We start from the raw sequence: 15,092 nt of genomic DNA on the forward strand, positions 1-15,092 counted from the left end.
ACCCCGTGCGTCTGCTCAGTCAGGTCAACCTCAACTCGCTGAAAATCGTGGAGAGCGCCGCGCGGCACAGGAATTTCACGCGCGCCGGCGAAGAGCAGTTTATCACCGCTTCCGCCGTCAGCCAGCGCGTGAAGAGCCTTGAGGACCAGTTGCGCTTCAAGATCTTCGAGCGCGGCGGCAACGCGGTGTCGTTGACGCCGGAGGGCGAGACCTATGTGGCGCGCGTGCGCGAGGCGCTGGAACGGATCGTGGCGGCGAGCATGGAGGCCACCGGCCAGTCGCAGGCGCATGTGCTGCGGATCTGCGTGCTGCCGACCTTCGCGGCGCGCTGGCTGTTTCCCAGGCTGATGACCTTCCAGCGGCAATATCCCGACATCGAGATGCGGGTGTCGACATCCTACGCCACGCATGAATTCTCGACCTCGGAATATGATCTCGAGATCCGCTACGGCGACGGCAATTTCCCCGGCCTCATCTCAGAACTGCTGTTCAAGGAAGACCTGACGCCGGTGTGCAGCCGCAAGCTGTTTCACGAGGTGCTGGGCGACAAGCCGCTGTCAAGGGTGACGCCGGAGGACCTGCGCTTCTTCACGCTGCTGCATTCCGAAACCTGCACCCAGAACTGGCAGTCGTGGTTGGGCTTTGCCGGCGCGAGCTTCGTGCTTGGCGAAACCAGGAGCGTCTATTTCGATTCCTGCATGATGTCCTACGAGGCCGCCAATGCCGGGATGGGCTTTGCCGTCGCCAACCGTGCCTATATGGCAAGCGACATCCGCGCCGAACGGCTGGTGGCTCCCTTCGCTGTCCACCATCCCAACACGGCGGGCTGGTACTTCGTAAGCCCCATCAAGGCGCTCGGCGCCCGCAAGGTGGAGCTGTTCAAGCAGTGGATCCTGGCCGAAGCGGCGCTGACGCAGCGCCAGCTCGACGTCGAGATCGCCGGCGGACAGCCGGGGCGCGCGGCGGTGGCGTGAGGTGTCAGCTCATTCTCGCAGCAGATACTTCAGTTCCATCACCCTGTTCGCACGATGATCGAGATGACAGTTCGCATTGTCCAGCGCAGCCATCGTTCCCTCATAGTTCGAACGGATTTCACAATCGAAATCGCTCCACGCCCTCCACATCGACTGTGATTTTTGGATCCCCTTGGGCGCGCCTTTGAACTGTAGCAGACGACCATAGACATCATCGAGAATACGACCCCAGGCCATCGCCGAAAAACCGGAGCACTGATTGTTGTCGTACTGGTTGCCTTTCCCACCATCGAATTGAGAAACACAGACCTTGGTCGGCGTGTACACGCAACTGTCGCGCTCCTGAGGCTCCACACTATCAAGACAACCACGTGCAATGGCCTCCGCCGAGTCTACGGCGACCTCGTCACTGCTCCAGTCGTAGAGCTTTTCGGTCGAGTTTGCCGTGCTTGGAAAAGCGGGAACACCGAGTGCGACCGACAGCGCTATGCGGGCGGTCAGCCCGGAAAGGGACAATAGTTTGAGAAACACGTCTTCCAAGCTCCCCGTTCGTCCGAAGCGTAGGACCATTCCAGCAATCCGATAGAAGTGAACCAGTTATGGCGCAACCTGGCAGAATTCCGATATTTCCGGTGAGTTCCCTGGGACTGCATAGCCGGTTAGCGCGATCGCACCATGACGCAAGGCCGAGACTCAGCTATGTTGGATTGCGCGGCGGGCCTGATTTTCCCGCTTGGCCGGCGCTATCCAGCTTCCTCCCAAGCAGCGCCGGCCTTCTTCGCTTCAGGCCGACGATGATTCAACCCGCCCTGCCCTATTGCTTCGGAGGCGTGCCCGGCTGGTCGCCGCCGGTGGTCGATTTCGGCACCGGGTTCTTGTCGACCTGAGGGTTCTGATTGACTTCATCGCCCGGCGCCTTGGTGGGTTGCACGCTGTTGTCGCAGGCGGCGAGCACGAGCCCTGCCGCAAGAGCCAGCAGCACAGGAAGCTTCATCATGACGACCTCCTCTCGTTCGCCCCTTTCATAATGGCAAACGAGGCGGTGGCGGTTTGGTTGCGCGTGAGGGGAACCAACCGGCCTGCGCCCGGTTGAAAGCCAATCGAACCGCACGAGGAGACGATGATGATCCGCCTGCTGCTTACCGGCCTTTTCGCCTACATCGCCTACCGCGTCGCCGTGAGGATCATCGACGAGGTGCCTGGCGATGTCGCGCCGCTGGACATGCCGGGCGATGAGAGGCGCGCGCTGCGGCGCCAATCGGCGGCAATGGGGGTAGAGCCGAAGCGCTAACGCCCTTTCCTTGTCCCACGGACGTGGGGGAGCGGTGGCTCGGTGAAGCCGAGACGGAGTGGGGTCGACCAGCGCTCCACTAGACAATGCATGCGCCAACTCACCGCCGGCGCAGCCCCCTCTCCGGCCGCTTCGCGGCCACCTCTCCCGCTCGCGCGGGCGAGGAAATTATTGCGAACAAAGCGGAAACGATGCTTGATGGGCGATGAACATCGCCGCTCGTGATTCGTCCTTCGAGACGCCCGCCTATCTTGCCCGGCTGAATGACGAGCAGCGGCTGGCGGTGGTGCATGGTGACGGCAAGGCGGCGGCGCCGCTGCTGGTGATCGCCGGCGCCGGCTCCGGCAAGACCAACACGCTGGCGCATCGCGTCGCCCATCTCATCGTCAAGGGCGCCGATCCGCGCCGCATCCTTTTGATGACGTTTTCCCGCCGCGCCGCCGCCGAGATGGCCAAGCGCGTCGAGCGCATCGCCGGCGAGGTGCTGGGGCGCGACGCCGCGATCATCGGCGACGCGCTTGCCTGGGCCGGCACGTTTCACGGCATCGGCGCCAGGCTCTTGCGCGACTATGCCGAGCAGATCGGGCTCGATCCCGCCTTCACCATCCATGACCGCGAGGATTCCGCCGACCTGATGAACCTTGCGCGGCACGAGTTGGGATTCTCGAAAACCGAGAGCCGCTTCCCGACCAAAGGTACCTGCCTGCAGATCTATTCGCGCGCGGTGAACGCGCAGGCGCCGCTCGGCGAAGTGCTGGGCTCGGCCTTCCCGTGGTGCGCGGCATGGGCGGACCAGCTGAAGGAGCTTTTCGCGGCCTATGTCGAGGCCAAGCAGGCGCAGAACGTGCTCGATTACGACGATCTTCTGCTCTACTGGGCGCAGATGGCGGCCGAGCCGGAAATCGCCGCTCACCTCGGTTCCCGCTTCGACCATGTGCTGGTCGACGAGTACCAGGACACCAACCGCCTGCAGGCATCGATCCTTCTGGCGCTGAAGCCGGACGGCGCCGGCCTGACGGTGGTGGGCGACGACGCGCAGTCGATCTATTCCTTCCGCGCCGCCGAAGTGCGCAACATCCTCGACTTCCCAAGGCAGTTCGCCCAGGCAGCGGCGGTCGTCACGCTGGAGCGCAACTACCGCTCGACCGAGACGATCCTTGCCGCAGCCAACAGGGTGATCGGCGAGGCCAGCGAGCGCTTCACCAAGAATCTGTGGACCGAGCGCCGGTCCTCGCACAAGCCGCAGCTGGTCAGCGTGCGCGACGAGGCCGAGCAGGCGAATTATGTCTGCCAGGCGATCCTGGCCGAACGCGAGGCCGGCACGGCGCTGAAGTCGCAGGCGGTGCTGTTTCGCACCTCGAGCCACAGCGGACCGCTGGAGGTGGAGCTGACACGCCGCAACATCCCCTTCGTCAAGTTCGGCGGCTTGAAATTCCTCGACGCCGCGCATGTCAAGGACATGCTGGCGATGCTGCGCTTCGCCGAGAATCCGCGCGACCGCGTCGCCGGTTTCCGCGTGCTGCAATTGATGCCGGGGATCGGCCCGTCCGCCGCTTCGCAGATCGTCGAGGCGATGGCGACGTCGCTGGACGAGACGCTGGGCCTTGCCCGCTTCCGGCCGCCGCAGCGCGCCGCGCAGGATTGGCCGGTGTTCCTCGACATCTATAGCGGCTTACGCGCCGGCGCCAAATGGCCGGCGGATCTGGAACGGATCAGGCTCTGGTACGAACCGCATATGGAACGCATCCATGAGGATGCGATCACGCGACGCGCCGATCTCCTGCAGCTCGAGCAGATCGCTTCGACCTATCCGTCGCGCGAACGCTTCCTGACCGAGTTGACGCTCGACCCGCCCGATGCCACCAGCGACCAGGCCGGGCCGCCACATCGCGACGAGGACTACCTCATCCTCTCGACCATCCATTCCGCCAAGGGCCAGGAATGGAAGAACGTCTTCGTGCTCAACACGGTCGACGGCTGCATCCCGGCCGATCTCGGGGTCGGCACCAAGGAGGACATCGAGGAGGAACGCCGGCTGCTCTACGTGGCGATGACCAGGGCCAAGGACAGTCTGCATCTGGTGGTGCCGCAGCGCTTCTATCCGCACAACCAGGCGGCGCGCGGCGACCGCCATGTCTATGCCTCGCGCACCCGCTTCATCCCGGCCTCCATGCTTTCGGCCTTCGAGCAGTCGTCCTGGGCCAGCGCCGCGATCAAGGACGACCCGCGTCAGCGGCCGGGCGTCAAGGTCGATCTCGGCGCCCGCATGCGCGGCATGTGGAAATAGGACGCCCGCCTAATCCATGTCGCCCAGAAGTGTGCAGCGGTTCTGGGACAACGACACGCATCAAAACAAAGACTTAAAGTCGCCCGAAGCCATGGTGCGGAGCGTCGACGCGCAAACCGGCTTGCAGGCGTTCGTCGCGGAACTTTTCATCCGGCAAAGGGTTTCCGTTAGGAAAATCTAATGCAAGGAGGCCGCAATGAAGAACCTCATTCTAGCCGCCATGCTTGGCGTGGCCGCCATGGCGCCGGCAACGGTTCCGACCCAGGCGACAAGCCTGACCATCACCACCGATGACGGCATGGGCAGATACAATGACGACTATTACTGGCGCCGCCACCATATGCGCAACGACGACTGGCGCTACAGCGGCCGGTACGAGATGGGCGACGGATACCGCTACGGTCACCATCGCAACTGCATGGTCAGGGTGCACAAGCGCTGGCATCACCACCATTGGGTCGTGAAGAGGGTCTGGAGCTGCGGCCTCCACAGAGGCTGGCGGTATTAGGGAGCCGACGCCGACGCGGGCGTTGAAGGCGGCGCCCATAGGACTGGGTGGAAAAAATGCGTTTGGTCCCATCAACGATGAGTTGGCGGCAACGGCTCGCCGAACGGGCCGGCCAGCTCTTCGTCAACATCGTCGCGACGCTGTTCGCCGGGATCGCGATCTTTCTCTTGGTGCTATCGGCGTATTACCACGTGCCGCGCCCCCCGGCGGAAGTGGCAATCATAGCCGGCTCCGGGCCGTGATCGCCCGCAACCGCTTTGGCAAGGCGGGCGGACTTTGGCAACGCGGGCGTGAAAAGATCGGTGGCGGTGGAACCTCGCGCCGCAACGCGCGTTGTCCGGCGTCCGATCCAAGACCGAGGCTGGCAGCCCTGCCGTCCTCCGCCCAATTTCCGCGAGGTCTAAATGCACGACAGGATATTCTTCACCCCGGTCGCCCTCAGCGTCGGCGCCGGCCACAAGCGTATGATCGCCTCGCTGTTCGAGATGCATGACTTCCTGACCGAGTTTCCGCCGTCGCGGCGGCGGCTGAGCTACGGCGCCGCGGTAAAGGCCTGCGAAGCGGCGCGGGCCGGAGAAATCCCTGCCGAGTCGGCGCGCGATGCGCTGATCACCTTCGCGGTGACCGCCGGGATCCTGTGGCCGTCGGACCAACCGATCGTCTCGGTGAAGCCGGTCGCGCGCGGCTATGGCGGCTTTGCCGCCTGAGTTTCCGGCAAAGCCCCCGGGGCAAGGCACGCAGCCTATGAACCGACCCCGGGTCAGTTCGGGCCTTCCAACACCGTTATTCCGGCTTGCCGGCCGAGGCCTCGGCGATCGGCGCGGCCGGTTCGGCCGCTGCAACGAGGGGATAGACGAGCTGCTGGTGGTAGAGCTGCGGCACCGGCTCGTCGACACCGTATTTTTCCGGCATCCTCGGCGGCATGAACAAAGTGCCGCCGATCAGGTCGAGAAAGGGCAGTTGCCCGGCGAAGTTCTTGTCATAGGCCTCGCGTTCGTTGGCATGGTGCCAGTGATGGAATTGCGGCGAGGCAATCAGCCATTTCAGCGGCCCGAACCTGATGCGCGTGTTGGAGTGGATGAACACCGACTGCCAGTGGTAGGTCAGCACGTAGATGAGGACCGCCTCGGCGGAAAAACCCAGCGCGAACAGCGGCACGAACGAAGCCGACTTGGTCAGGATCTGGTCCACCGGGTGCACGCGGTGCGCGGCCAGCCAGTCCATCTCCTCGATCGAGTGGTGGATGGCGTGGAAGCGCCACAGGAACGGCACCGCGTGGAAGGCGCGATGGGCAAGGTAGAAGCCGATGTCGGCGATAAGCAGAGCCTCGATCGCCTGCAGCCACACAGGCTGCGACTGGACGGCGGCGGTGAGCGCCTCGGGAACGAAACGCTGCGCCAGCAGCATAGCCGCGCCAACCACCGATACTATGCCGGCCTTGACGACGATGCCGTTGAAGAGCAGGTAGAAAACGTCGTTCAGCCAATGTCGGCGCGTCGCCGACTGCTCGCCATGCAGCGGCAGGAGCTGCTCCAGCGGGATGAAGATGAGGGCGATGATCAGCACCGCCTTGAAGTCGATAAGATCGAACACGGTCGCTCGCGGATCGGCTGAGGTCAGCTGCCGACACTAGCCGCCAAAGGATGAACGGACCGTTGATGGCGCCCGGGTTGCGGCACGTGGCTGCCCCGAAATCCGATGGGCGTTTCGGCCCGCCGCCAAGGTGTGCGGACTCGCCGAGGCCGCCTATGCCTGAGTCGCCACCAAGGGATGCCTAGTGCATGGTGCCGCCGGCAAGCGCGCCGCGCTGGCTCTCGAAGCTCACCTGGTCGCGGCCGTTGGACTTGGCCTTGTAGAGATGGCGGTCGGCGACCTGGAACATATCATGGTAGGTGGTCGGGCCGCTGAAGGCGATGCCGCCGATGCTCACGGAAAGCGGCCAGGGTCGCCCGTCGGGGGCAAACTCGGCCTCGCGGATGCGGCGCCTGATGGATTCGGCGACCAGGAAGGAGCGCGCAGCGTCGGCGCCGGGCAGGAAGACCGCGAATTCCTCGCCGCCGATGCGTCCGACAATGTCGGCGCCGTGCAGTTGCCCCTTGATCGTCGCGGCGATCAACCTCAGCGCCTGGTCGCCGCAATCGTGGCCCAGGCGGTCATTGATCGACTTGAAATGGTCGGCATCGACGATCAGCAGCGCGCCGGCGTCGGCGACCGTTTGATTGCGTGCCTGATCGAGATAGGCCTCGACCAGCATTGAGAAGGCGCCGCGGTTGAAGACCGCGGTCAGGCTGTCGGTCGCGGCGATGACGCTGAGCTCCTTTTGCGTGATCGCCAGCTGGCGCATCTTCCACATTAGGAAGAACAGAAAGGAGCCGCCGAGGAAAAGCGGCAGGAAAAGATCCGTCAGCTTCGCCCACAGCAGCGCCTGCGGCGACAGCGCGGGAAAATTGAAGGAATCGACGAAGAAGGCGACGGCAATGAAAAAGGCTGTGCCGGCGGCGGTGACCACCACGACCCTGCCCCAACTTGTCGGGGACAAATCGATGCGCATGCCATTGCTCCCACTGCTACCGGCTTATTGTGGAGCGCGAGCGCAAAGGAAGTCCTAACATATTAGCTCCAATGCAAGTGTGGTTAACAGGCCGCCGGAACCACCCGTGGTGGCAGGCAAGCAGAAAGCCTGCCGCCAAGACGGCAGGCTTCCCGACTGACCGGAAGTTCTCGTCAACGCACCGCCAGCCGTGGCGGGCGATGCGGTAGGAGATGCCGCGGAGCCTCACGGCCGGTCCGGCGTTGCGGCTACCTCTCGAACGCGTCAACGGCGCGCGATCATCAGGCAGAGCGCCCTGAGATCGCTGTCATAGGTGCCTTGGCTGGAAAGCACGTCGGCGCAGCGCTTCTTCATCCGCGCAAGTTGGGTGCCCGACATCTGCGCAACAGCGGCTGAAGGCTTGGGTCCGACCGAAGGCTCGGGGGTGCCCGGAACTGCCGAAGTGCCTGGTATGCCGACACCGACACCGGCGGAGGCTCCAAGCGTCCCGATGCCGACATTGGCGCCGCTGGTGCCAATCGAGGCGGTGGCTCCGGTGTCGGTCCCGCCCAGGGACACCGCTGCATCGGCCGCCTGGTCGCCGCCTACCGAAACGGCAGCGTTAGCGCCATTAGTACCGCCGATGGAAGCCGTAGCACTGGTGCTGCTTCCCCCAAACGAGGCATCCGCATTGGCACCGCTCGCGCCGCCGGCGTTGGCGCTGGCCCCATTACCACCGACGGACACGCCGCCGAGACCGCCCAGTCCAAGACTTGCAGCATTCCCTGGAACCGCCAAAATGGCGACAATCGCGCCGCAAGTAAGGACTTTATGCAATTCCCGAATGATACTTGGCATGATACTCTCCTCATTAGACAGAATATGCTGCACTGCATCACACATGCACCGCGTTCTTTGGTAACGCCGCGCGCATACCTATCTACGTCGACAGCCATGCCTCAGTTTCAAAACCGAATTTGCGGTAATCTTTTTTAGTTTCTTGTTTTCATACCGAATTGCTAAATAACTTTTCGACTTTTTGTCGATATTTAAGCAAGCAAATCAGTCAACAAGCACTCCACAAGCACCATTCGCAACGAACCCGCGGCAGAAATGTGTGGGTTCCCAAAGCCATGCTTCAGGCGTAGGCGCGGCCCTCCTCGGAGCGCTGGAACAACATCAGGTCGAGCGGCACCGAAGGCCGGCCGAGCACCGTCAGCACCATATGCGCCTGGCCGCGATGATGGGTCTGGTGGTTGAAGAAATGGCTGAGCGCCGGTGGAAGCCGCTGCGAGACGGTGCGCATGTCGACGGTCATGTAGGAGAAGCGGCCGGCAATCGCCTTGTCGCCCATGCCGCTCACCCAGTCGACGATCCTCCTGTCCTCGGCCTCGCGCGCCAGCTTCAGGGCGGGCAAGGCTCGGTACAGGATGGCGGCGGTGTTGGACGGCGCATCGCCCTCGCCGGTGAAGCGCTTCATCCAGACGCGGTCGACGGCAAGCAGATGGTTGAGCGTGCCAAGCATCGAGCCGAAGAAGGCCCCGACGTCGCGACCGAGTTCCTCCTCGTCAAGATCGGCAGCGGCATCGTAGAGGCGGCCGTTGGCCCATTGATTGTAGGCCGCAAACATCATGAAATGCTGCTTCATTCTTCCCACCCGGCTCATCACGAAATCCGGGCTCTTCGTAACCTGCAGCAACGGACCCGCCAATGACCATTCTGCTTTACGACCTCGTCGGCCATGATGTCGGCCGCCCATTCAGCCCGCATTGCTGGAAGATCAAGATGGCATTGGCGCACAAAGGGCTCACCGCGACCAAGGTGCCGACGCGCTTCCTCGAAGTGCCCAAGGTGGAAGGCGGCGTGTCGAAGACGGTGCCGGTGATCCGCGACGGCGAGCGGGTGGTTGCCGATTCCTTCGCCATAGCGCTCTATCTCGACGAAGCCTATCCGGATCGGCCGACGCTGTTCGCCGGCGAAGGCGGCAAGGCGATGGCGCGGTTCATCGAGCGCTGGTCGCAGCTCACCATACATCCTTACATCGCAACGGTGGCCCTTGCCGACCTGCATGGGATGCAGGATGAGACGAACGGCCGCTACTTCCGCGAGGATCGTGAACGGCGCTATGGCAAGCGGCTGGAAGAGGTGGTTGCCGGACGCGACGCAGGGCTCGCCGGCTTCCGCGCCTCGCTGCAGCCGCTGCGCTCGATGCTCACCTACCAGCCCTTCATCGGCGGCGAGGCGCCGCTGTTTGCCGACTACATCGTGTTCGGGGCGCTGCAATGGGGGCGCATCGCCTCGCCTTTCCAGTTGCTCGACGATGGCGACAGCATCGTAAGCTGGTTCGAGCGCTGCCTGGACCTGCATGGCGGGATCGGCCGGCAGGTCGCAGCCGCGGCGTGAACGCGGCGAGCACCGGACTGCCATGTTGCGCTATGAGATGCGGGCCGGAATCTGGGTCTACCCCGGCAAGGGCGGTTGGCATTTCGTGACGCTGCCGACGGACGCCGCGGCTCGGATCAAGGCGGCGATGGCGGGACTGGCGCGCCCTTGGGGCTCGCTCGGCGTCACGGCCAGCATCGGCAAGACCAGATGGCAGACATCGCTCTTCCCCGACAAGACGACCGGCAGCCTGCTGTTGCCGGTCAAGGCGTCGGTGCGCCAGCGCGAACACCTCAAGGCCGGCGATGAGCCGACACTGACCATCGAGATCGAGCTCTAGAGCAGATCACCGTCTGATAGAATCGCTCAACTGCTCTAACTCTTTGTTTTTACGCAATTCCGGACGGAAAACCGCTACGCACTTTTCCTGGAATTGCTCTAACTCTTTGTTTTTACGCAATTTCGGACGGAAAACCGCTACGCACTTTTCCTGGAATTGCTCTAGCGTCTACTTCGACGCGCCCTTGTCACGCGCCTCCCCATTCGGCGCATCGCGGTTGGCCAGCCTGACGCAGATCGGATCGCCCTCCGCCATGCGCGCGCATTGCCACTCCGGGCCGAAGCCGAAATTCCGCCCGGCGCGTTGCGGAAAGAAAAGCAGGGCAAGGGCGACAGCGGTGCAAAACACGGCCACGAAAAGAAGGCCGGCCATGTCGCCGCGCGTGAGATGGCGCCGGTTCATCGCCTCAGGCTCCGCTGCCGCAACGCGCCTGGGTTCGACGCGAGGCACGTTCGCAGCCGTCTAATTATCCCGCAAAGAGCCCGCCTTGACCAGGAGCCGCTCCCCTTGGCAAGCCGCCGGGCGACTTGTATAGAGCCCGCCACTCCAATTTCCATTCCCAAGAACAAGGACGACCCTATGGCGATCGAACGCACCTTCTCCATGATCAAGCCGGACGCGACCAGGCGCAACCTGACGGGCGCCATCACCAAGATGCTGGAGGACGCCGGCCTGCGCGTCGTCGCATCGCGCCGCGTGTGGATGAGCCGCCGCGAAGCGGAAGGTTTCTACGCCGTCCACAAGGACCGCCCGTTCTTCGGCGAGCTGGTGGAATTCATGTCGTCGGCTCCGACCATCGTGCAGGTCCTGGAAGGCGAGAATGCCATCGCCAAGAACCGCGAAGTGATGGGCGCAACCAACCCGGCCAATGCCGCCGAGGGCACTATCCGCAAGGTGCATGCGCTGTCGATCGGCGAGAATTCGGTGCATGGCTCGGACGCGCCGGAGACCGCCGCGCAGGAGATCAAGTACTGGTTCTCGGACACCGAGATCGTCGGCTGAGCCGTAGCTTTGAATTGCACGAGACGGCCCGCCCAAGCGGGCCGTTTCATTTTGAGGGGTGGTCGCGCCTGTCGCGCGCCCTAGATCTCACCGACATCGGCGACAAAGCACCTGGGGCGTTGCCGGCTGCGCGAGCGACCACCGTGCTTCTGCCCAAACCGAGGGAGGGAAGCATGATCAAGCCTCATGTTTCTAAAAGTGGCGCTGCCTATCCGGACGATCTCGTCCTGCTGAAGCGCATCTATGACCAGGTCTGCGAGGAGCGCGGCATCGTCGTCGGCAGTTCCGAAGCAACGGACCTTGCGATAGAGGCCATGAAGCTCTTTTCCGCCGGTGTCTTCGACGAAGGGACGATCGGAAGACGTCTGCGCAGCGGCTGATGCGAGGATCGGTGGCTCAGTCCCCATCGCCATAGCGGATGACCTCGACCTTCTCCCTCGTGATCAGGCAGCTTTTCGCCTTCGTCAGCGCCTTGATCTCAGGGATCAGCGCATCGATCTTCTCCGGCGCGTCGACGATCTCGACGACGATGGGCAGATCCTGCGACAAGCGCAGGATCTTGGCGGTGTGGAGCACGCTTGACCGGCCGAAGCCCAGCGGCCCCCGCAGCACCGTAGCGCCGGCCATGCCGGTTTCGCGCGCCTTGATGACGATCGCCTCGTGCAGCGGCTTGCCGTCGGCCGTCCTGTCGTCCTCGCTGAAGAAGATTCTGAGCAGCGCGCATTGCGCGGGAAGTTCCATGTTCTCCTCCTTGTTACCTGTCGGCCGGCAAGCGGTTGAGCCTGGATGCCATCAGATAGCCCAGCCACGCGGCGGCGAGCGACAGCCCGACCACACTGATGAGATAGGTCGCGGCCAGCGGCAAGTCGCCCTCGAACAGCAGGATGAAGGTGTCGAGGCTCATCGCCGAAAACGTGGTGAGGCCGCCGCAGAAGCCGGCCATGACGAAATTGCGGCTGGCCGCGCCGACCATCATGCGCCCATCCGGCCCGGTCAGCGTGGCAAAGGCCATGATGATCCAGGAGCCGACGACGTTGACGAAAGCGGTCGACCATAGAGCGTTCAGGCCGAGCAGCGAGACGATGACATAGCCCGACAGGAAGCGTGTCAGAGAGCCGATCGCCGCGCCGCAGCCGACCGCCAGATAAAGCCGCATTGCCGCCTGTCTGTCCATCATCGCTCAGCCCGCCGGCCCTGTTGCGGGACCAGCCACCCAGACAACGGCCCAGAAGCCGAGGGCGACGAACAGCACGCACAGAACCGATGAGGCGACGACGTTGAAGGCCGCGAGCCGCCCCTCCCCGTCGAGCGCGAGATTGAGCGTCTGCAGGCAGAAGGACGACACCGTGGTATAGCCGCCGAACAGGCCGACGACGATGAGATCGCGCACGAGATCGCTGGCAAAGATGCCGCCCACCGCTCGCGCGGCACCCGCGAGGGCGCCGATGGCAAGAGCGCCGGAGACATTGACCGCCAGCGTGCCCCAGGGAAAGGTCTCGCCGACTCCGCGGCCAACCACGCCGGAGAGGAAGAAGCGCGAGATGCCGCCGAGGAAACCGCCGATCAGGACCAGGGCGCAGGCCACAAGGGTCATCGCTTTCATGCCTTTCCAAACGCGATTCCGCACCGGAATCACCTCACGAAATCAGGCATGATGCGAGCGGGAAAAACAAATCCTGCCGCGCAAGAGCACGCCTGGCAGGAGTCATCAGCCCATAAGAGCGGTTTCGGGGGAACCCCATCCCCATTTTCGAGGCAAACTAGGCGGTCACCGAGGCGCGGTCAACCAGCCCGTTTCAAGACGATGCCTTGATGACCGCCGACCAGCGGATCGACCCGGTGACTTGTGTCGGTGATGAACATCAGCCGCTCGCCGACCGTGATGCGCGCCCGCAGCGCGTAGGTCCGGCCCTTCTGGATCGCCTTGGGATCGAAACCGATGTCGAATCTGATCGGCACCTGGCCGGTGGGCGCTATCCTGCGCTTGGCGATCACGGTTGCCGGCGCATCGGCCAGGGAGACATCGGCAAGCTCGACCACCAGCACGGCGTCAAGCGGCAGGGCGATACGCTCGCGATAGGTCACCTCGCCGGCGATGGTCTTCTCGCCGGCCTTCGTCACTTCCGGCACGGCAAGCACGCCGACGACCAGCGGCACCAGCCCGAAGATGAAGAATTCCGCGACGCGGTCCAGCATGAGATTGCACGCCCAAGCAAATCGAACCGATCGGCAAGCTTGGCAAGGATTGCGGTCGTTCGATGGCCGAACGGGAGTTTTTCTGATGCATGTCGTTGCCCCAGAACCGCTGCACACTTCTGGGCGACATGCATTATTCACCCGGTTTCTTCCAGCGGTCCGCCGCGTGGTCGTCGGCTTCCTTGGCCTCGACCCAGCCGCCCTCGGAGCCGTCGGCAAGATGTTCCTTCTTCCAGAAGGGCGCGCGCGACTTCAGATAGTCCATCAGGAAATTCGCCACCTCGAAGGCCGCCTGCCGGTGCGACGAGGCCGCGACCACCAGCACGATGTTCTCGCCCGGCCTTATCTTGCCGTGGCGATGGATGACAGTGAGCCCCTGCAGCGGCCAGCGCTCGACGGCCTGAGCCGCGATGCGGCCGATCTCGGCCTCCGCCATGCCGGGATAGTGCTCGAGCTCGAGCGCCGACAGCGTGCCCTGTTCGTCGCGGCAAAGGCCGGAGAAGGTGACCACGGCGCCGATATCGGCCCGGCCCTTGGTCAGGCCGGCGATCTCGGCGGCGACGTCGAAATCCTCGCGCTGAATGCGGATGGCGGGCACGACGGCGCCGGCCATGTCAGCCTCCGGTCATCGGCGGAAACAGCGCGATCTCGCGCGCACCGGCGATCTTCTCGCGGTGGCCGACATGTTCCTGGTTGATGGCGACGCGGATGACATCGGGGTATTGCAGCGCGTTCTCATATTCCTCGCCGCGCGACTTCAGCCAGCGCAGCAGGTCGGCGACCGTCTCGATACCGGAAGGCAATTCAACGTCCTCTTCCGGCTTGCCGATCCGCTCGCGCACCCAGGCGAAATAGATGAGTTTCGTCGACATTGTCTTCACTCGTCCATGATGTGCTTGAGGCCGGCGCGAAAGTAGTCATAGCCGGTGTAGAGCGTGACGAGCGCCGCGATCCACAGCAGCACCAGGCCGATCTGGGTGGTCAGCGGAAAGATCTTGTCGCCGGCCGGTCCGACCAGCAGGAAGGCGATGGCGACCATCTGGATGGTCGTCTTCCACTTGGCGAGCTGCGTCACCGGCACCGACACTTTCAAGGCCGCCAGATATTCGCGCAGGCCCGAAACCAGGATCTCGCGGCACAGGATGATGATCGCCGCCCAGAGCGACCAGCCGGCGATGCCGCCATGGCGGTCGGTGTCGGCGGCAAGCAGGAGCAGGCAGGTAGCGACGAGCAATTTGTCGGCGATCGGATCGAGCATCTTGCCGATGTTGGAAGTCTGCTGCCAGGCGCGCGCGAAATAACCGTCAAAATAATCGGTGATCGAGGCGAGCAGGAAAATGACCAGCGCCGACCAGCGGGCGAAGTCGGATGACTTCAGATGCCCCTCCAGAAAAAAGCACAGCACGACCAACGGCACCGCAACGATGCGGGCGTAGGTAAGGATGTTCGGCAGGTTGAACGCGCGTTGTGCCATGTCGTCTCGGGAAATCTCCGCCGCCAGAGGTACTCAAATCAGAAGCCAATGTAGGGGGTCAACAGCCGAGATTCGATTGGACAGGGAAAAATGGCGTGAGGGCCGGCG

General features: G+C 63.6%; 24 protein-coding genes and 1 riboswitch. Of the genes, 10 read left to right on the forward strand and 14 right to left on the reverse strand.

The genetic code is table 11. From position 1 onward, the window contains the following. The first annotated feature begins 5 nt into the window (after window positions 1–5). Window positions 6–974 (forward strand): LysR substrate-binding domain-containing protein, encoded by a 969-nt coding sequence (locus DPM35_RS01405; RefSeq protein WP_112125553.1) that lies wholly within the window; start codon window positions 6–8, stop codon window positions 972–974. Window positions 975–983: 9 nt separating this feature from the next. Here the strand turns inward: DPM35_RS01405 and DPM35_RS01410 are convergent, their stop codons facing one another. Then, on the reverse strand, window positions 984–1,505 hold the full coding sequence (locus DPM35_RS01410) for a lysozyme inhibitor LprI family protein (protein WP_245431435.1): 522 nt from the start codon (window positions 1,503–1,505) through the stop codon (window positions 984–986). Window positions 1,506–1,788: 283 nt separating this feature from the next. Then, window positions 1,789–1,971 (reverse strand): hypothetical protein, encoded by a 183-nt coding sequence (locus tag DPM35_RS01415; RefSeq protein WP_095816012.1) that lies wholly within the window; start codon window positions 1,969–1,971, stop codon window positions 1,789–1,791. Between the two features lie 123 nt (window positions 1,972–2,094). On the opposite strand from DPM35_RS01415, the gene DPM35_RS32335 reads away from it, so the two are divergent. The 5 genes from DPM35_RS32335 to DPM35_RS01435 all read left to right on the forward strand — a co-directional run bounded on the left by DPM35_RS32335 (window position 2,095) and on the right by DPM35_RS01435 (window position 5,767). Further along, window positions 2,095–2,265, forward strand: coding sequence for a hypothetical protein (locus DPM35_RS32335; protein WP_181591934.1), 171 nt, complete (start codon window positions 2,095–2,097; stop codon window positions 2,263–2,265). 205 nt (window positions 2,266–2,470) lie between these two features. Further along, window positions 2,471–4,552, forward strand: coding sequence for an ATP-dependent helicase (locus tag DPM35_RS01420; RefSeq protein WP_112125555.1), 2,082 nt, complete (start codon window positions 2,471–2,473; stop codon window positions 4,550–4,552). 196 nt (window positions 4,553–4,748) lie between these two features. Then, window positions 4,749–5,060, forward strand: coding sequence for a hypothetical protein (locus DPM35_RS01430; protein WP_112125556.1), 312 nt, complete (start codon window positions 4,749–4,751; stop codon window positions 5,058–5,060). 56 nt (window positions 5,061–5,116) lie between these two features. Further along, a complete protein-coding gene (locus tag DPM35_RS32130) occupies window positions 5,117–5,302 on the forward strand; it encodes a hypothetical protein (protein ID WP_146767907.1) in 186 nt (61 codons plus the stop codon). 162 nt (window positions 5,303–5,464) lie between these two features. Next, the gene (locus tag DPM35_RS01435; protein WP_112125557.1) at window positions 5,465–5,767 is read left to right on the forward strand and encodes a DUF982 domain-containing protein; all 303 of its coding nucleotides are present in this window, start codon (window positions 5,465–5,467) and stop codon (window positions 5,765–5,767) included. A 76-nt stretch (window positions 5,768–5,843) separates the two neighbouring features. Here the strand turns inward: DPM35_RS01435 and DPM35_RS01440 are convergent, their stop codons facing one another. The 4 genes from DPM35_RS01440 to DPM35_RS01455 all read right to left on the reverse strand — a co-directional run bounded on the left by DPM35_RS01440 (window position 5,844) and on the right by DPM35_RS01455 (window position 9,238). Next, a complete protein-coding gene (locus DPM35_RS01440; RefSeq protein ID WP_112125558.1) occupies window positions 5,844–6,653 on the reverse strand; it encodes a sterol desaturase family protein in 810 nt (269 codons plus the stop codon). 181 nt (window positions 6,654–6,834) lie between these two features. Continuing rightward, a complete protein-coding gene (locus DPM35_RS01445) occupies window positions 6,835–7,611 on the reverse strand; it encodes a GGDEF domain-containing protein (protein WP_112125559.1) in 777 nt (258 codons plus the stop codon). 264 nt (window positions 7,612–7,875) lie between these two features. Then, window positions 7,876–8,448, reverse strand: a complete 573-nt coding sequence (locus DPM35_RS01450) for a hypothetical protein (protein WP_112126193.1) — start codon at window positions 8,446–8,448, stop codon at window positions 7,876–7,878. A gap of 280 nt (window positions 8,449–8,728) precedes the next feature. Further along, window positions 8,729–9,238 carry a DinB family protein gene (locus DPM35_RS01455; protein WP_112125560.1) on the reverse strand — a complete coding sequence of 170 codons (510 nt, stop codon included), beginning with the start codon at window positions 9,236–9,238 and terminating at the stop codon, window positions 8,729–8,731. Window positions 9,239–9,300: 62 nt separating this feature from the next. Here DPM35_RS01455 and DPM35_RS01460 point away from each other — a divergent pair, with 62 nt between their 5' ends. Continuing rightward, on the forward strand, window positions 9,301–9,993 hold the full coding sequence (locus DPM35_RS01460; protein ID WP_112125561.1) for a glutathione S-transferase family protein: 693 nt from the start codon (window positions 9,301–9,303) through the stop codon (window positions 9,991–9,993). A 22-nt stretch (window positions 9,994–10,015) separates the two neighbouring features. Then, window positions 10,016–10,312, forward strand: a complete 297-nt coding sequence (locus tag DPM35_RS01465; RefSeq protein ID WP_112126194.1) for a DUF1905 domain-containing protein — start codon at window positions 10,016–10,018, stop codon at window positions 10,310–10,312. 168 nt (window positions 10,313–10,480) lie between these two features. On the opposite strand, the gene DPM35_RS01470 is transcribed toward DPM35_RS01465, so the two are convergent. Next, window positions 10,481–10,714: a hypothetical protein gene (locus DPM35_RS01470; protein WP_112125562.1), complete on the reverse strand. Its 234-nt coding sequence runs from the start codon at window positions 10,712–10,714 to the stop codon at window positions 10,481–10,483. Window positions 10,715–10,891: 177 nt separating this feature from the next. On the opposite strand from DPM35_RS01470, the gene ndk reads away from it, so the two are divergent. Beyond that, entirely contained in the window at window positions 10,892–11,314 is a 423-nt protein-coding gene (ndk, locus tag DPM35_RS01475) for a nucleoside-diphosphate kinase (RefSeq protein ID WP_041010781.1), read from the forward strand. A gap of 173 nt (window positions 11,315–11,487) precedes the next feature. After that, entirely contained in the window at window positions 11,488–11,694 is a 207-nt protein-coding gene (locus DPM35_RS01480; RefSeq protein WP_146767908.1) for a hypothetical protein, read from the forward strand. Between the two features lie 16 nt (window positions 11,695–11,710). Here the strand turns inward: DPM35_RS01480 and DPM35_RS01485 are convergent, their stop codons facing one another. The 7 genes from DPM35_RS01485 to pgsA all read right to left on the reverse strand — a co-directional run bounded on the left by DPM35_RS01485 (window position 11,711) and on the right by pgsA (window position 14,984). Continuing rightward, entirely contained in the window at window positions 11,711–12,055 is a 345-nt protein-coding gene (locus DPM35_RS01485) for a DUF190 domain-containing protein (RefSeq protein ID WP_112125564.1), read from the reverse strand. A gap of 13 nt (window positions 12,056–12,068) precedes the next feature. Further along, window positions 12,069–12,491: a fluoride efflux transporter CrcB gene (gene crcB, locus DPM35_RS01490; protein ID WP_112125565.1), complete on the reverse strand. Its 423-nt coding sequence runs from the start codon at window positions 12,489–12,491 to the stop codon at window positions 12,069–12,071. A 3-nt stretch (window positions 12,492–12,494) separates the two neighbouring features. Further along, window positions 12,495–12,908, reverse strand: a complete 414-nt coding sequence (crcB, locus tag DPM35_RS01495; protein WP_112126195.1) for a fluoride efflux transporter CrcB — start codon at window positions 12,906–12,908, stop codon at window positions 12,495–12,497. A 98-nt stretch (window positions 12,909–13,006) separates the two neighbouring features. Beyond that, window positions 13,007–13,069, reverse strand: a riboswitch (Fluoride riboswitch). Between the two features lie 27 nt (window positions 13,070–13,096). Next, window positions 13,097–13,510: a YbaY family lipoprotein gene (locus tag DPM35_RS01500; RefSeq protein ID WP_112125566.1), complete on the reverse strand. Its 414-nt coding sequence runs from the start codon at window positions 13,508–13,510 to the stop codon at window positions 13,097–13,099. 133 nt (window positions 13,511–13,643) lie between these two features. After that, window positions 13,644–14,123, reverse strand: a complete 480-nt coding sequence (locus DPM35_RS01505; protein WP_112125567.1) for a molybdenum cofactor biosynthesis protein MoaE — start codon at window positions 14,121–14,123, stop codon at window positions 13,644–13,646. 1 nt (window position 14,124) lies between these two features. Continuing rightward, window positions 14,125–14,382: a molybdopterin converting factor subunit 1 gene (moaD, locus tag DPM35_RS01510; RefSeq protein WP_041001878.1), complete on the reverse strand. Its 258-nt coding sequence runs from the start codon at window positions 14,380–14,382 to the stop codon at window positions 14,125–14,127. 5 nt (window positions 14,383–14,387) lie between these two features. Beyond that, window positions 14,388–14,984: a CDP-diacylglycerol--glycerol-3-phosphate 3-phosphatidyltransferase gene (pgsA, locus tag DPM35_RS01515; protein ID WP_095816028.1), complete on the reverse strand. Its 597-nt coding sequence runs from the start codon at window positions 14,982–14,984 to the stop codon at window positions 14,388–14,390. Window positions 14,985–15,092 lie beyond the last annotated feature (108 nt).

This window comes from Mesorhizobium atlanticum, assembly GCF_003289965.1.
Taxonomy (GTDB): domain Bacteria; phylum Pseudomonadota; class Alphaproteobacteria; order Rhizobiales; family Rhizobiaceae; genus Mesorhizobium; species Mesorhizobium atlanticum.

Excerpts from the sequence above, each read along its gene's own strand:
- DPM35_RS01415 (WP_095816012.1), bottom strand. The coding sequence starts at position 1,971 with ATGATGAAGCTTCCTGTGCTGCTGGCTCTTGCGGCAGGGCTCGTGCTC.
- DPM35_RS32335 (WP_181591934.1), top strand. The coding sequence starts at position 2,095 with ATGATGATCCGCCTGCTGCTTACCGGCCTTTTCGCCTACATCGCCTAC.
- DPM35_RS01420 (WP_112125555.1), top strand. The coding sequence starts at position 2,471 with ATGAACATCGCCGCTCGTGATTCGTCCTTCGAGACGCCCGCCTATCTT.
- DPM35_RS01430 (WP_112125556.1), top strand. The coding sequence starts at position 4,749 with ATGAAGAACCTCATTCTAGCCGCCATGCTTGGCGTGGCCGCCATGGCG.
- DPM35_RS32130 (WP_146767907.1), top strand. The coding sequence starts at position 5,117 with ATGCGTTTGGTCCCATCAACGATGAGTTGGCGGCAACGGCTCGCCGAA.
- DPM35_RS01435 (WP_112125557.1), top strand. The coding sequence starts at position 5,465 with ATGCACGACAGGATATTCTTCACCCCGGTCGCCCTCAGCGTCGGCGCC.
- DPM35_RS01445 (WP_112125559.1), bottom strand. The coding sequence starts at position 7,611 with ATGCGCATCGATTTGTCCCCGACAAGTTGGGGCAGGGTCGTGGTGGTC.
- DPM35_RS01450 (WP_112126193.1), bottom strand. The coding sequence starts at position 8,448 with ATGCCAAGTATCATTCGGGAATTGCATAAAGTCCTTACTTGCGGCGCG.
- DPM35_RS01455 (WP_112125560.1), bottom strand. The coding sequence starts at position 9,238 with ATGAAGCAGCATTTCATGATGTTTGCGGCCTACAATCAATGGGCCAAC.
- DPM35_RS01460 (WP_112125561.1), top strand. The coding sequence starts at position 9,301 with ATGACCATTCTGCTTTACGACCTCGTCGGCCATGATGTCGGCCGCCCA.
- DPM35_RS01465 (WP_112126194.1), top strand. The coding sequence starts at position 10,016 with ATGTTGCGCTATGAGATGCGGGCCGGAATCTGGGTCTACCCCGGCAAG.
- DPM35_RS01470 (WP_112125562.1), bottom strand. The coding sequence starts at position 10,714 with ATGAACCGGCGCCATCTCACGCGCGGCGACATGGCCGGCCTTCTTTTC.
- ndk (WP_041010781.1), top strand. The coding sequence starts at position 10,892 with ATGGCGATCGAACGCACCTTCTCCATGATCAAGCCGGACGCGACCAGG.
- DPM35_RS01480 (WP_146767908.1), top strand. The coding sequence starts at position 11,488 with ATGATCAAGCCTCATGTTTCTAAAAGTGGCGCTGCCTATCCGGACGAT.
- DPM35_RS01485 (WP_112125564.1), bottom strand. The coding sequence starts at position 12,055 with ATGGAACTTCCCGCGCAATGCGCGCTGCTCAGAATCTTCTTCAGCGAG.
- crcB (WP_112125565.1), bottom strand. The coding sequence starts at position 12,491 with ATGATGGACAGACAGGCGGCAATGCGGCTTTATCTGGCGGTCGGCTGC.
- crcB (WP_112126195.1), bottom strand. The coding sequence starts at position 12,908 with ATGACCCTTGTGGCCTGCGCCCTGGTCCTGATCGGCGGTTTCCTCGGC.
- DPM35_RS01500 (WP_112125566.1), bottom strand. The coding sequence starts at position 13,510 with ATGCTGGACCGCGTCGCGGAATTCTTCATCTTCGGGCTGGTGCCGCTG.
- DPM35_RS01505 (WP_112125567.1), bottom strand. The coding sequence starts at position 14,123 with ATGGCCGGCGCCGTCGTGCCCGCCATCCGCATTCAGCGCGAGGATTTC.
- moaD (WP_041001878.1), bottom strand. The coding sequence starts at position 14,382 with ATGTCGACGAAACTCATCTATTTCGCCTGGGTGCGCGAGCGGATCGGC.
- pgsA (WP_095816028.1), bottom strand. The coding sequence starts at position 14,984 with ATGGCACAACGCGCGTTCAACCTGCCGAACATCCTTACCTACGCCCGC.